General features: G+C 74.6%; 14 protein-coding genes. 9 read left to right on the plus strand and 5 right to left on the minus strand.

The window, feature by feature from the left end:
* Positions 1-22 precede the first annotated feature (22 nt).
* Positions 23-580, minus strand: coding sequence for a carboxymuconolactone decarboxylase family protein (locus HNP84_RS05095; protein WP_185048178.1), 558 nt, complete (start codon positions 578-580; stop codon positions 23-25).
* A 149-nt stretch (positions 581-729) separates the two neighbouring features.
* Between HNP84_RS05095 and HNP84_RS05100 the strand changes: the two genes are divergently transcribed.
* A complete protein-coding gene (locus tag HNP84_RS05100) occupies positions 730-1,884 on the plus strand; it encodes an alkaline phosphatase family protein (protein ID WP_185048179.1) in 1,155 nt (384 codons plus the stop codon).
* 9 nt (positions 1,885-1,893) lie between these two features.
* On the opposite strand, the gene HNP84_RS05105 is transcribed toward HNP84_RS05100, so the two are convergent.
* Together HNP84_RS05105 and HNP84_RS05110 are read right to left on the minus strand one after the other, a co-directional pair.
* A complete protein-coding gene (locus HNP84_RS05105) occupies positions 1,894-2,466 on the minus strand; it encodes a DUF4232 domain-containing protein (RefSeq protein WP_185048180.1) in 573 nt (190 codons plus the stop codon).
* A 104-nt stretch (positions 2,467-2,570) separates the two neighbouring features.
* Positions 2,571-3,086: a hypothetical protein gene (locus HNP84_RS05110; RefSeq protein ID WP_185048181.1), complete on the minus strand. Its 516-nt coding sequence runs from the start codon at positions 3,084-3,086 to the stop codon at positions 2,571-2,573.
* A gap of 103 nt (positions 3,087-3,189) precedes the next feature.
* Between HNP84_RS05110 and HNP84_RS05115 the strand changes: the two genes are divergently transcribed.
* The 4 genes from HNP84_RS05115 (at position 3,190) to HNP84_RS05130 (ending at position 9,059) form a co-directional block, all read left to right on the plus strand.
* Positions 3,190-4,641 (plus strand): SWIM zinc finger family protein, encoded by a 1,452-nt coding sequence (locus HNP84_RS05115; protein WP_185048182.1) that lies wholly within the window; start codon positions 3,190-3,192, stop codon positions 4,639-4,641.
* Entirely contained in the window at positions 4,638-7,196 is a 2,559-nt protein-coding gene (locus tag HNP84_RS05120; protein ID WP_185048183.1) for a DUF7824 domain-containing protein, read from the plus strand. Before HNP84_RS05115 ends, HNP84_RS05120 begins: the two co-directional genes overlap by 4 nt.
* Positions 7,197-7,264: 68 nt before the next feature.
* Positions 7,265-7,714 (plus strand): RrF2 family transcriptional regulator, encoded by a 450-nt coding sequence (locus HNP84_RS05125; protein WP_185048184.1) that lies wholly within the window; start codon positions 7,265-7,267, stop codon positions 7,712-7,714.
* 145 nt (positions 7,715-7,859) lie between these two features.
* Positions 7,860-9,059 carry a globin domain-containing protein gene (locus HNP84_RS05130; RefSeq protein ID WP_185048185.1) on the plus strand — a complete coding sequence of 400 codons (1,200 nt, stop codon included), beginning with the start codon at positions 7,860-7,862 and terminating at the stop codon, positions 9,057-9,059.
* Between the two features lie 84 nt (positions 9,060-9,143).
* On the opposite strand, the gene HNP84_RS05135 is transcribed toward HNP84_RS05130, so the two are convergent.
* The gene (locus HNP84_RS05135) at positions 9,144-10,190 is read right to left on the minus strand and encodes an ABC-2 transporter permease (protein ID WP_185048186.1); all 1,047 of its coding nucleotides are present in this window, start codon (positions 10,188-10,190) and stop codon (positions 9,144-9,146) included.
* A 78-nt stretch (positions 10,191-10,268) separates the two neighbouring features.
* Entirely contained in the window at positions 10,269-10,529 is a 261-nt protein-coding gene (locus HNP84_RS05140) for a DUF4235 domain-containing protein (protein WP_185048187.1), read from the minus strand.
* A 154-nt stretch (positions 10,530-10,683) separates the two neighbouring features.
* On the opposite strand from HNP84_RS05140, the gene HNP84_RS54750 reads away from it, so the two are divergent.
* The 4 genes from HNP84_RS54750 to HNP84_RS05160 all read left to right on the plus strand — a co-directional run bounded on the left by HNP84_RS54750 (position 10,684) and on the right by HNP84_RS05160 (position 13,242).
* Positions 10,684-11,229: an RNA polymerase sigma factor gene (locus HNP84_RS54750; protein WP_185048188.1), complete on the plus strand. Its 546-nt coding sequence runs from the start codon at positions 10,684-10,686 to the stop codon at positions 11,227-11,229.
* A complete protein-coding gene (locus tag HNP84_RS05150) occupies positions 11,226-11,927 on the plus strand; it encodes a hypothetical protein (RefSeq protein WP_185048189.1) in 702 nt (233 codons plus the stop codon). The genes HNP84_RS54750 and HNP84_RS05150 overlap by 4 nt, the downstream gene beginning before the upstream one ends.
* A gap of 95 nt (positions 11,928-12,022) precedes the next feature.
* Positions 12,023-12,652 carry a hypothetical protein gene (locus tag HNP84_RS05155; protein WP_185048190.1) on the plus strand — a complete coding sequence of 210 codons (630 nt, stop codon included), beginning with the start codon at positions 12,023-12,025 and terminating at the stop codon, positions 12,650-12,652.
* Between the two features lie 206 nt (positions 12,653-12,858).
* Complete coding sequence (locus HNP84_RS05160) at positions 12,859-13,242, plus strand: hypothetical protein (protein ID WP_185048191.1); 384 nt, start codon at positions 12,859-12,861, stop codon at positions 13,240-13,242.
* Positions 13,243-13,775 lie beyond the last annotated feature (533 nt).

The raw sequence follows: 13,775 nt of genomic DNA on the forward strand, positions 1-13,775 counted from the left end.
TCAGCGGCGGATCAGCGGCGGATCAGTGCACGCGGAACACCCGCATCTGCAGGGCGATCATGGCGTAGTAGCCCACGAGGGTGGACAGCTCGAAGACCGTGATGTTCCCGGCCTGGTCGGCCCAGGAGTCCCAGGACTCGTCGTCCACGTCGCCGTCGGCCACCATCAGGCGCGCGAGGTGGGCGCAGGCCCGCTCGTACGGGTCGGCGAGGTCGGGCACGCGGCCCTCCCGGATCGCCGCCATCTCCTCCTCGGTCACCCCGCAGGCCCGCCCCACGTGCTCGTGCGCCGACTGCTCGAAGGGGCTGTCCCAGTGCGCGGCCACGGTGAGGATCGCCATCTCGCGCACCCGCGGCGGCAGCGCCGTACGGTAGCGGATCGCCGCGCCCAGGTTCTGCAGCGCGTCGCCGAGCCGCGGCGAGAGCAGGAAGGCGTTGAACGGCCCGCGCAGCGCGCCGTCGGGCCGCACCAGCTCGAACGTCGCGGCCCCCCGGGCGCGCGGCCCGGTGGTGATGGCGGTGTACAGCTCACGCTGCTCGTCGTCGAGCTCGGCGGGCGGTATCGGTTCCAGGCGGGTCATGGCTCTGCGCGGCCTCCTCGTGTGCGCCGCCACGGCGGTACGCGGTCACGGCCATGGCCTTCCCGCAATCGCGGGCGCGCATTCACGGCGCCCCGCGCATAAGGCACAATCGCGAAGTGGGGTCCGGTCGCGAGAAGGGGTGAGCGCCCATGGTGGTGACGGCTGACGGCGCGGCGGTCCCGCTGGTCCCCGGCTACGGCGGGGGCACCCTCGCCGACCTGTCCGCCTCGCTCCTGGCCGCGCTCGGCGCCCACGCGCGCAACCCGCTCGGGCTCGAACCGGCCTCCCGCGTCTGCCTGTTCCTCGTGGACGGCCTCGGCGCCGAGCTGCTGGCGGCGCACCCCGAGCGCGCCCCGTTCCTGTCCGCCCTGGCCGCCCGCGGCGGCCGTACGCTGACGGCGGGCTTCCCCGCGACCACCGTGACCAGCCTGTGCTCGCTGGGCACCGCGGTCCCGCCGGGCGAGCACGGCATGCTCGGCCTGATGCTGGCCGTGCCCGGCACCGGCCACCTGTTCAACTGCCTGCGCTGGCGGCTGCCCGACGGCCTGCCCCAGATGGACCCGGCCGAGTGGCAGCCCGCCACCACGGTCTTCCAGCGGGCGAGCGCGGCGGGGCTCGCCCCGAGCTACGTCGCCCCCGGCGCGTTCGAGGGCACCGGCCTGACCGACGCCGTCTACCGCGGCGTGCGCTACATCCCCGCCGACACCGTGGACGAGCGGGTGGAGCGGGCCCGCGAGGCGCTGGCCGCCCCCGGCGCCCACGTCACCGTCTACTACGGCGACCTCGACGCCACCGGCCACATGGTCGGCTGGGGCACCCCGGAGTGGCTGGAGCAGCTCGCGATCGTCGATCGCCTGGCCGAACGGCTGGCCGAGGCGCTGCCGCCCGGCTCGGCGATGTACGTCACCGCCGACCACGGCATGGTCAACGCCACCGAGAAGATCGACGCCGAGGCCGTGCCCGAGCTGCGCGAGGGCGTCGCCATGCTGGGCGGCGACGCGCGGAGCCGCCACGTGTACGCCGCCGAGGGCGCCGCGGACGCCGTGCTCGACGCCTGGCGCGAGACCCTGGCCGGCCGCGCCTGGGTGGTCTCGCGGCAGGAGGCGATCGACTCCGGGTGGTTCGGCCCGCGGGTGCGCGAGGAGTGGATCGGCCGCATCGGCGACGTCGTGGCCGTGCCGTACGCCGGCGTCGCGCTGGTCGCGCTGGCCGCCCATCCGCTGGAGAGCGCGTTCACCGGCTACCACGGCTCGCTGACCGCGATGGAGCAGCTCGTCCCGCTGCTGGAGGTCAGCACCCGGTGACGCGCCGGCTCACAGGCGGGCGCCGGGCGCCATGGGCCGGATGTCCAGACGGCCGTCGTCGCAGATGACGGTGGTGAACGGGATCTCCAGGTGGGCCACCTCGTCCGGAGGAATGATCATCAGGCGGGCCGCGGACGGGCACCGGCTCTCGCCGCCGGAAGGCACCACGGTCCAGTGCAGCCGCGCGTGGGCGGAGGCCCCCGGCTTCAGGGTGACCCGGCGCGGCGTGACGCTCTCGCGGCGCACCCTGGTGCGCAGGGCGTCGCCGTTGCGGTCGAACATGACCAGCCCGACGTAGCCGTACACCCAGCAGGTGCGCCCGGACGTGTTGCGCAGCACCAGCGGGGCGTACCGGTTGCCGGCCGCCGCGCTCACGCGGCCGAGGCTCGCCCTGAGCCCCTCGGTGCGGCAGCGCGCCGCCGCGGCCTCCTCGCCGGACGCCGCTCCGGCCGTCGCGCTCGCCGGGGACCACGTGGCCGGCGCCAGTGCCGCCACCAGCGCCCCCACCAGCGCCGCCGCGAGCGCGGCGAGCACGGCCACCGGACGCCGCAGGCGCCGGATGTCAGGTCTGTCGGTGTTCATAGCCGGTTAGACGCGCACCACCCCGGCGATGTTCACCCGCTGCGTTCACCCGCTGCGTTCGCCCGCTGCGTTCGCCCGCTGCGTTCGCCCGCTGCGTTCGCCCGCTACCGGCGCCCTCGCCGGATCGAGTCGCGCCCGGTCATGGCCTCGACGACGGCCGCCGTCACCAGCCCGTAGCCGAGATGCGGGATGATGTCGGACAACCAACCCGACAGGCCCCATTTCCGCGGATCGGTCAGCCGCAGCGTCGTCATCGGCGCGTTGCTCGCCACCGACGCCGCCACGCCCACGCCCCCGGCCGCGGCGGGCAGCGGCACCTCGCGCATGGCGCCCCGTACCAGGGCGTACGCGATGCCGACCCCCAGCCCGGTGGCGATCCCCAGCATGGGCCCGAGCCCCTGCTCCCGGTTGCGCGCGTGTTCTCCCTCGCCCAGATCGGCGTGAAGCCGCTCGGCCAGCCTCCCGGCCGCCTTCTCCGGCAGGGAGCTCGCGGGCCGGGCCCGTACGATCATGTCGAGATAGGACAGTGTGTTCAGCGCCGTCGTCCCCGCGGCCCCGGCCATGGCACCGGCCAGCAGACGGCGCGACAGGTCTCCCCGCCCCGCTGATGCACGCTTCATGGCCACTCGCCTAACCGCCGCCCCAGAAGCTAAACGTTCCCGTGTACGAGGAAACCTCGCGTACGCCGGAAGATTGTCGGCGGCGGGCAGTAGCGTCCCCGCCATGACCGACACAGTCGTGGCGTACTCCTACGCCCGCTCCTCCGGGCTCGACCTGGCCTCGGGCCAGTTGGACCTGTCCACCTCGGGCGGGCTCACCCAGCGTGGGCTGGTCGCCCACCCCCGCTTCTTCAGCGGGCTGCTGACCCGGGCCGCCCCCGCGGCGGCGGGCCTGCTCGCGGTCGCCGACGTCGCCAAGGCTCGCTACCTCGACGCCCGGCCGAGCGGCTACGTCCGCGACCCGGTGGTGACGTGCAACGGCGACCGGCTGCGCTTTGAGTCCTTCTCGGCCTGCGGCGGCGTCTACGCGCGGCTCGACGTGCTGCAGCAGGCGCTCGACGGCGAGGTCGTGGACGTCGGCACCACCAACGTCGATGTCAACAACCCGCTGCGGCAGGCGCTGGCGCGGGTGGGCGGCGACGACCCGCTGCACCTCGCGGTCGGCCCCGACGAGGTGGTGGCCACCACGCTCGACGGCGCGGTGGTGGAGAAGAAGGTGCCGCTGCCCGAGCGGTGGGTGCGCGGCTTCGCCGAGGTCCAGGTGATCGCCTCCGGCTTCGACCTGCGCGCCGAGCTGAGCGCGCCCGAGGCGGTGCGGTTCCTGCGCGGGCTGCCCCGGCGCGGCCTGCACTGGGCGGTCCCGTCCGGCCGGTCGCTGCGCCTGGCGTCGCGGCCCGTCGCCGGCGCCGTGTGCCTGGCGGGCCCCGACCGCCTGGCGACCATGCTGCCGCTGCTGCGCTTCGCCACGGCCCTGCGCGTGTACGGCCCGGCGGTGTCCGGCACCGGCATGCCGATGGCCGGCGCGTGGGAGCTGGAGCTGCCCGGCATGCGGTACGTCCTGACGCTCTCGCCCGCGCACAACCGCGGCTTCTCGGGCGAGGGGGCAGTGCTGGACGACCTGTCCCGCCAGACCGCCGAGGCCGACGCCGACCTGGTGGGCATGCTGCTGGCCTTCGAGCCCCGGCTGGACGCCGACCTGCTGGCCGAGCAGTCGGGCCTGTCCCGCGAGCGCGTACGCGCGGCGCTGACCCAGCTCGGCACGGCCGGCCGGGTCGGCTACGACGTCGCCGAGGCCGCCCACTTCCACCGCGAGCTGCCCTACGACGCCGGCCGCGCCCTGGCCGCCAACCCCCGGCTCAGGTCGGCCAAGGACCTCATGGCCCGCGGCCTGGTCGTCTTCACCGCCCCCGGCGTGGCGACGGTCAACGAGCACCGCCGCGTGCGCCTCGACCCCGCCGGCCCCACCTGCACCTGCCCGTGGTGGACCGACTACCGCGGCACCCGCGGCCCGTGCAAGCACATCCTCGCCGCCCAGATGACCGAGGCCGCCGCCCAGACCGCTCAGACCGGCCAGTCCGCCCACACCGGCGAGACCGCCCCGACCAGCGAGACCGCCCACACCAGCGAGACCGACCAGACCGCCCACACCGACCAGGCCGCCGGAGCAGCCCGATGACCACCACCGCCGATCTCCCCGCCCCGCTCCGCGCCCTGTTCGCGCGGGTCGCCGACGGCGACACCCCGGGCACCCTGCGGATCGTCACCGGCTTAGGCCCGGAGGAGCGCAAGCTCGCCGCCGCCGAGCTCCCCCGTTACGCCGCCGCCCAGAGCGCCGCGCACCGCGGCTGGTGGGAGTGGCGGGAGCAGTTCACGCCCCTGATCGTGGCGGGCGCCGCCTGCGTCGGCGGGGCGGCGGCGGTCACGTCCTGGCTGTTCCGGCGTGAGTTCCGCTGGCGCGTGACCGGCGATGGCGACGCCCGGATCATTCTCGCCCTGCTGCGCGAGCGCCCGGAGCCGTGGCGCGCCGACGCGGCCCGCCGCATCGCCGGGCGGCTGCGTACGCCCGATCTGGAGCACTGGGAGGTCGCCGCCGAGCTGGTCCGCGAGACCGGGATCGAGCCGCCCGCGGACGAGGCGTTCATGGCGGGCTGGCTGCGGTGGGGGCTCATCGACGAGAGGGCCGCGGCCGATCCGCTCTTCCCCCACCTGGCTCCGCGCGTCTTCGACTGCGACAGCCTGGCCGACGAGTTCGGCGACCGGCAGGCCGACACGGTCGCCCGGCTGGTCGCGTCCGGCGCGCTCGACCGCGCCGCCGTGATCGAGGGCGCGGTGACGCGCCTGCTGCGCGACGGCCCGGCCGCGCCGGTCCCGCTCGTCTGGCTGCTCGACGCGCTCGCGCCCACCCTCGACGAGGCCGAGGGGCTGGCCCGCGATCTCGTCCGCATGCTGCCCACCGTCCCGGTCGCGGTGGCCGACATGGCGCTCGCGCGGCTGCGGGAGCTGGAGGCGGCGGGGCGGCTGGAGGACGACCTGCTCGCCGAGGCGGTGGAGGCCCTGGCGTTCCGCCCGGAGAAAAAGCTGGTGCGCGCCGCCGTGGCCTGGATCGACGACGCCGTACGCCGAGAGCCGCGCCGCGCCGACCTCGGGCTGCGCGCGCTGGCCGCGATCTTCGCGATCGACACCCTGATGATCCAGGAGCGTGCCGTGCGCGTGGCGGCCAGGCTCGCCGCGCGGGCGGGCGACGAGGGGCGTACGGCGATCATGGAGGCGGCGGGCGGGCTGCCCGCCGAGCTGCGCGAGAAGATCGCCACCGCGTACGGCGAGACGGTGGCCGCCCGCGACACCGGCCCCGCGCCGGTCCTCGTGGCGCCGCCCGGCCCCGCGCTGCCCCCGCCCGTGGCCTCGCCGGAGGAGCTGGTGCGGCGGCTGTCCGCCGTCGCCGACCCGCTGCCCGTGGCCGAGTTCGAATGCCTGCTGGCCGGGCTCGCCGAATGGGCGCATCGTGAGCCCGGCACCCTGCGCGAGCTGCTGCTGTCCTGGTGGCAGCCGCTCAACCCGGGGTTCTTCGGCTACGTCGGCTACGCGACGTACGAGACCCTGCTCACGCTGTTCCGCCGCGTGGTGCTGGCCTTCGCCTCCCCGCCCGACAGCCGCTCGCTGTCCGCGACGATCAAGACCGAGCAGGTCTACTGGCATGGCCGCAACGTGCTGGACGAGTTCTACCGCGACCGGGCACACGAGCTGATCGCGCATTTCGAGGATGAGCGCGCCTACCCGGCGCTGCTGGCCGCGCCGACGTCCGCCACCGGGAGCATCGACCCCGCCGTGCTGCTCGACCGGATCGAGCGGCTGGACGCCGCCGGGGTGGAGGCCCTGCCCGCCGACCTCGCCCAGGCCCTGCTCCGGCTGGACCCCGAGGCCGGGGAGCCGGTGGCCGAGCGGGCCGAGAAGACGTCCGGCGAGGCGGGCCGGGCGCTGGCCGCCTGGGTGCGCGGCGGCGGCCTGCCCGACCGCCGGGCGCGCTGCGAGGTGCGCCATCACAAGCGGTACTACAGCGACTACCAGGAGATCGAGATCGCCTTCGACCCGCCCGTCGAAGGCCCCTTCCGCAAGCTGTTCACGCCGACCTCAAGCTATGCCGACACCATGGAGTTCTGGCCGCTCGTCCTGCCCGCGCACCGCGAGGTCGTCGCGGCGCACGCGCTGGCCGCCCTCCAGCTCCACGTGAGCGGCTCCGGCACCGATCAGGCCGCCGTCCTGGTCAGCCTGGCCCACGCCGACGGCCCGATCGGCCGGGCCATGGCGTGCGCACTGGCCTGCGCCATGGGCTTCGAGGCGGCGTCCGGCCGGGCGGCGGCCGCCGACGCGCTGCTCGTCCTGGCGGCCCGGGGTCAGGTGCCGGCGGCGGAGCTGGCCCGCGCGGTCACCGATCTGGTGACGGGCGAGTTCGTCAAGCTCAGCCGGGTCATCGGAGTGCTGGACGACGTGACCGGGGCGGGCGGCCACGAGGCGGTGTGGGCGATCGTGGCCGAGCTGCTGCCCGCCCTGCTCCCCGGCCCCGGCGAGCGTCCGCGCAACGGCCTGGCCGACCTCCTCGCGGCGGGCGCCAGGGCGGCCGCACCCGCCGCGGCGAAGGCCGTCATCCCCGAGCTGGCCGCCGTCGCCGCCCGCAAGGGCTCCTCACGCCTGGCGCAGGAGGCGCGCCGCCTGCAGGCCCTGCTCACCGGCTGACCGCCGGGCCCGCGAGCCGCATCGCATCCTGGTTCTGGGCGGTGGGCGGGGGCGCCTAACGTAGGAGCATGCGCCTGACCGCCTTCACCGACGTCGCCCTGCGGATCGTGATGCGGCTGGCCGTGGCGCGGCCCGACGAGCCGCTGACCACGCGGACGGTCGCGGAGATGGTCGGCGTGCCCTACACCCACGCGGCCAAGGCGGTCGCCCGGCTGAGCGAGCTGGGGTTGGTGGAGGCCAGGCGGGGCCGGGGCGGCGGGCTGCAGCTCAGCGAGGCCGGACGGCGCGCCTCGGTGGGCCGGCTGGTGCGCGGGCTCGAGGCGCCCGGCGACGTGGTGGGGTGCGCGGACGACCCGCCGTGCCCGCTGGCGGCGGCGTGCCGGCTGCGTTCCGCGCTGCGCCGGGCGCAGGAGGCGTTCTACGCCTCACTGGACGAGGTGACCGTCGCCTCGCTGGTCGAGGCGCCGACCGGGCCCGCGCTGCTGTCGCTCACGCCGCGCCCGGCCAGTGAGGGCTGATCCCACCCCTCTCGCACCGCGTCCGGACCGTGAGGGCTGATCCACCCCCCCTTGGCCGGGGCGGCACCGGCGTCCTCTTTAATAGGTATCTCAGATGCCAATTTAAATGGCGCCGGTTCACGCCGTCCCGTACCAGGAGGTTCACATGCTGTCCGCGGAATCCGCAGCGGTCGTCCGTGCCACGCTGCCCGTCGTCGGGCAGGCCCTCGACGCGATCACCGCGAGGTTCTACGAGACCATGTTCGCCGAGCATCCCGAGCTGCTGGACGGGCTGTTCAACCGCGGCAACCAGCGCAGCGGCGAGCAGCGCAAGGCGCTGGCCGGGGCCGTCGCGGCCTTCGCGCGGGCGCTGGTGGACCACCCCGGCGAGCGTCCCGACGCGCTGCTGTCGCGCATCGCGCACAAGCACACCTCGGTCGGCGTCACCGACGACCAGTACGTCATCGTGCACAAGTTCCTGTTCGGCGCCATCGCGGAGGTGCTCGGCGACGCGGTCACGCCGCAGGTCGCCGCCGCCTGGGACGAGGTCTACTGGCTGATGGCGGGCGCGCTGATCGCGATGGAGTCGCGCCTCTACGGCGCCGCCGGGGCGCGCGACGGCGCCACCTGGCGCACCTGGCGGATCGTGGAGCGGCGCGAGGAGACGGCGGACGTGATGTCGCTGCTGCTGCGCCCGGTGGACGAGGAGCCCGTGCCGCCCGCGCTGCCCGGCCAGTACGTCAGCGTACGGGTGCGCATGCCCGACGGCGTGCACCAGCTCCGCCAGTACACCCTGTCGGGCCACGGCGAGGACGGGCTGCGCCGGATCACCGTCAAGCGCGTACGCGGCGGCGACGCCCCCGACGGCGAGGTGTCCACGCTGCTGCACGCCACGGCCAGGCCCGGGGACGAGCTGACCCTGTCCGCGCCGTTCGGTGACGTGGCGCTGGACGACGGCGACGCCCCGCTCGTGCTCGTCTCCGCCGGGATCGGCTGCACCCCGATCACCGCCATGCTGGAGCACCTCGCCGGCACCGCCTCCGCCCGGCGCGTCCTGTTGCTGCACGCCGACCGCTCCCCGGCCGAGCACGCGCTGCGCGAGGACATGGAGCGCCTTGCCGGCGCGCTGCCCGCCGCCGAGCGGATCTTCTGGTACGAGGAGGGCGCGCAGGGCGCCGGAGCCCGCTCCGGCCTGCTGGACCTGGAGGGCGTCGAGGTGCCCGAGGGCGCCGTGGCCTACCTGTGCGGGCCCGTGCCGTTCATGCGGCACGCCCGCGCCCAGCTCATCGCGGCCGGGGTCGCCCCGCGGGACATCCGGTACGAGGTCTTCGGCCCCGACCTGTGGCTGCCCGAGACCGCCGCCTGAAAGAGCGGGGCCGGAGTGCTCCAGGATCTCGGCGGGTGGAGCGGGACCGCGGTGACGGCACGACCGGCGGCTCGCGGAAGCCGATCAGGACGTCTCCCCGTCCGCGGGGCCGGTCCGGCCGCCCGGATGCCGGTGCCTCCAGATGAGGAAGACCGCGCACGACACCAGCCCCCAGCCCGCCAGAACCAGGAACGGCATCACGTGCTGGTGATCACGGAAGTACACCGCGGTGTGCTGGGCGTTCACCGACGCCCCGGGCGGCAGCCAGCGCCCGATCGCCCCGAGCGGCGAGGGCAGCAGCGGCCACGACACCGCCCCGCCGGAGGACGGGTTGCCGAGCAGCACCATCAGGCCCCACGTCGGCAGCATCGCCCAGCGCCCCAGCAGGGTGTTGAACATCGTGAACACCATGCCGGAGACGAACATCGTCAGCGTCAGGATGAACCACGACTCCGCGAACGGCAGGTCCAGCGCGCCCAGCCCCCAGTCCACGACCGCGGCGATGGAGAACCCGCCGAGCACCGCGTACGTGACCGTGAAGGCGATCCGCTCGCCCGGGTTGAGCTCCCTGGCGTGCACGCCGAGCTGGATCGCCCCGACGAAGCCGATGATCACGGCGGCCAGCGTGATGTAGAACAGGGCCAGCCCGCGCGGGTCGCCTTGCTGGAGCGGTTTGAGATCGCGTACGGCGACCGGGGTGCCGAGCGCGCGGCCCGCCTCGGGCGCCGCCGTCTCCAGGACCTGCGCCACCGAGGCGCCCGAGGCGCTGGACACCCCCAGCTCGACCGCGTCGCCGCGGACGACCAGCACCCCGAAGACCTGCTGCTCCTCCACTTCGCGCAGCGCCTCGGCGTACGAGGGGGTCCGGCGCAGCATCAGCGAGGCGTTCAGCGCCTTGTCCATGGCCGCCACGAACGCCTTCGCGCGGGCCGGGTCGTGCGCCCCGACGACCGCCACCGGCACGTGGTGCGGCGTCGGGGCGGCCATCGCGTACGTGTACGAGCCCGCGAACAGCCCGGCCGCGGCCGTGAGGATGAACATCAGCACCGTGGCCGGGAGGAACGGGGAGCGGCGGAACGCCTCCCAGCGGCCCCGCACCGCGGCCCGCCCGTCCTGTGCTCGCTCGTCCATGGCAGCACGCTAGGCGCCTGGGGTCGTTCCGCCGCCGCGGACACTCACGGCGTGACGGATCCACGGGCGCCCCGCGGTTCAGCCCTTGCCGCGGCGCCCGCCCGTACGGCGTACGGCCTGGGCGCCGGCACGGTGCACGGCCGCCTTCACCAGCCCGAAGATCGCGCCCTGCAAGGTCGCCGCGACCAGGACCTCCACCCAGCCGTGGTCGCGGTCGTCCGCGTCGGGCGCGTCATCCTCGCCCGAGACCAGCTTCCAGGCCCGTTTGAACAACGCCGCCGCCAGCATTCCGCTGAGCAGGCTCAGCACCAGCGAAACCGCCTTCTGCACCGGGGCCATCGCGCTCTCCTCCCATCTCGGCATCCCGAAACGCCAGAGCCTGCCCGTGCCCACTGACGTCGCCTTAAACGTCCGGCTGCCATGCTCGGAAACGCTTCGCGCGTCCCGGTCCAAGTACCGGCGTAAGGGGCGAACGACGAAGGGAGCGAGGCCAGTGCGCCTCAACGAAGACCCTGCGGCCTTTGAGGCCTTCTATCGCCGCCACGTCGATGCCGTCATGCGGTTCGTCGTCCGGCGGGTGAGCGATCCTCATCTCGCCGCCGACCTGACCGCCGACATCTTCCTGGCGGCACTGGACTCGGCGCACACCTACCGTCCCGGCCGCGGCACCGAGATCGCGTGGTTGTACGGCGTGGCGCGCAACGTCGTGGCGGCCGAGCACCGCCGCACCACCCGCGAGACGCGGCTGACGAGCCGCATCGCGGGACGGCGGCTGATGGACGACGACGATCTCGTCCGGATGGAGGAGCGGATCGACGCCGAGCGCCAGATGCGGCGCGCGCTGGAGGCCATGCGGGACCTGCCCGAAGGCGAGCGCGCCGTCCTGGAACTCGTCGCGATCGACCAGCTCACCGTGACGGAGGCCGCCGCGGCCCTGGGCATCAGGAGCGTGACCGCCCGGGTCCGGCTGCATCGGGCCCGGCGTGCCCTGGAAAACGTCGCTTCGCCGCAGGCCGTGTATGTGGAGGAGAGGGCATGACCAATTTCGAGGAGCGCCTGCTCACCGCGCTCAAGGAGGAGATCGGCACCCGGACGGCCGAGCGGCCTGCGGTGGCCGGGGCGCCCGGACGGCTCGGCTCGCGCCGCCGCGTGTGGGGGCTGGCCGCCGCGGTCGCGGGGGTCGCGGCGGCCGCCACCGTGGCGTTCACCGTCTCCGGCGGGCTCGCCGGCGCGGCGTACGCCGTGACCAAGGGCGCCGACGGATCGGTGGAGGTCGAGATCAAGGAGTTCCGCGATCCGGAGGCCCTGGAGGCCGACCTCAAGGCCGCCGGCGTCAACGCCGTGGTCGACTACCTGCCCGCCGGCAAGACCTGCAAGGGCCCCCGCGGCAACGGCGCCGCGACCCGCGGCGAGTTCCGGGTCAGCATGGGCAACCGCGACGGCGGCATGTTCTTCCGGATCGAGAAGGGCCAGGTCGCCAAGGACCAGACGCTGGTCCTGGCGGTCTCCGTGGGCGACGCGGACAGCCCGCCCGCCGGCACCACGCTGGAGATCGTCGAGGGTGCGGTCGCGCCGTGCGAGCCGGTGGACATGCCGATCCCGCCCGACGGCAAGACCGACCGCGAGCCTGGAGGCTTCGTCGAGAAGTACAAGGACGGCACCGGTCGCGACGAGGGCCCGTCGCACAGCGAGAACTTCCGCGAGGACGACGGGGGCGTGAACGGGCCCGCGTCCTGACGACCCCGGCCCGGCGGCCGTCCCGAGCAGAAGGGCCGCCGGGCCGGAGGCCATCCCATCTCACGTGAAGCCCCGCAAACTGGGATGCTTCCGCCATGACTACGCCCACCGAGCTGATCGACGGCCGTACCGACTGGTCGCGGCTGTTCCACGCCTACGGCATGGCCACCGACACCCCCGGCCACCTGCGCGCGCTCGTCGGGGACGACGAGGACGCCCGCCAGACCGCGATCTACCACCTGGACGCCGCCGTGATCCACCAGGGCACGCCCTGGACCGTCACCCCCGCGGCGGCCGAGGTCGTGGCCGACCTTCTCGCCGATCCCGCCACCGCCCGCCCGTTCGCGGCCCCGCACGAGTCCGAGGAGAGGCCGCTGCGCGCGATCCTGCTCGACTTCCTCGCCGAGGCCGCCCACGCCGCCTTCCCGGACGCGCCGGAGGAGGAGGTGCGCGCCGCCGCGTACCCGGAGGGCGACGACCTGGACGTCCCCGCGCTGGCGGCCGAGATGTTCCGCACGGACGCGCTTGAGGACGGGGAGGAGTGGGCCCAGGAGGTGCTCAACACCGGCATCTCCCGCGCCGTCCTGGAGCTGCGCGAGATCGCGCCCACCCTGGCCGCCCGGGTGCGCCCCTGGCTCGACGACGACGACCCGTACATACGCGCCAGCGCCGCCGAGGCCCTGGCCGCCCTCGAAGCCGTCCCGCCCCTCACCGGCGGAAGCTGACACACCGCGGCCCCCGGGCGCGCCGGACGCCGAACCGGCCGCGCCCGGCACCGCCCGAGGCCCCGGCGAAGATCGCGCAAGCGCCCGTCAAGCGCGGCGCAACGACGATCAAGCGGCGTGCAACATCCCCCGGATACAAAACGTCCTGGAAAACGTGAGGACATCGACCCGCCCGGCAGGGGCGGAGAAAAGAACGGGGGCTCGCGATGAGCGCGGCACAGGGCATTCTCATGGCGGTGGCGATCACGGGCGGTACGCTCCTGATCCTGGCCTGTGTCGGCCTGCCGTTCCTGATCGCGTCGCGGAACGCCAGGCGCCTGCTGACCGAGGGCGTGTCCGCCCAGGCCGTGGTCGAGTCGATGGCCGACACCGGCGTGACCGTCAACGGGCAGCCGGTGGTCAGCTTCGCCTTGGAGGTGCGCCCCGAACACGGCGCCGCCTACCGCGTCACGCACCGCCAGTCCCTGCCCTGCATCCCCATGGGCATGGTGGTGCCCGGCGTCACCCTCCCGGTGCGCATCGACCCGCAGCGCCCTGCCCGCCTCCGCATCGACTGGTCCGCCTGGCGCCCCGCCCCGAACGGCGTCTGACCCGGGCCCGCGAGACCAGGCGCGCCCCGCGCCGCCGCCGCCGGAAAACCAGTTCTCCGGCGACAGGGGCATCGGTAAACTCACCCCCGAAACCGCGCGCCGCCCGCGACATCCGGGCCGGCGCGCCCCGACGAAAGAGGGGAGCCCGGCCGTGCGACACAGCACCGATGCCGTCATCGTCCCCCCGTCGCGCTACGAGGTGATCCTGATGTCCACGATGCCCCGGTGCCGGCTGCGCGGCCGTCACCGGATGCTCTGACGAGCAAAGGGAACTCCCTCCCTAACCGGCACACGTCCGGGCCGCTTTCGCGGCTCGTAACGCTGCACGCCGCCACCACCGACGCGCCTGATGCCGCGCCTCATTAAGGGCTGGCGCCACGCCCCCTTCGCCTGGTTGCGGGGTTGGTGCTGGGTCCGGTTCGGGCTGGTGTCGTGTCCTGGTTGCGGGGTTGGTGCTGGGTCCGGTTCGGGCTGGTGTCGTGTCCTGGTTGCGGGGTTGGTGCTGGGTCCGGTTCGGGCTGGTGTCGTGTCAA

This window comes from Thermocatellispora tengchongensis, assembly GCF_014202315.1.
GTDB lineage: Bacteria > Actinomycetota > Actinomycetes > Streptosporangiales > Streptosporangiaceae > Thermocatellispora > Thermocatellispora tengchongensis.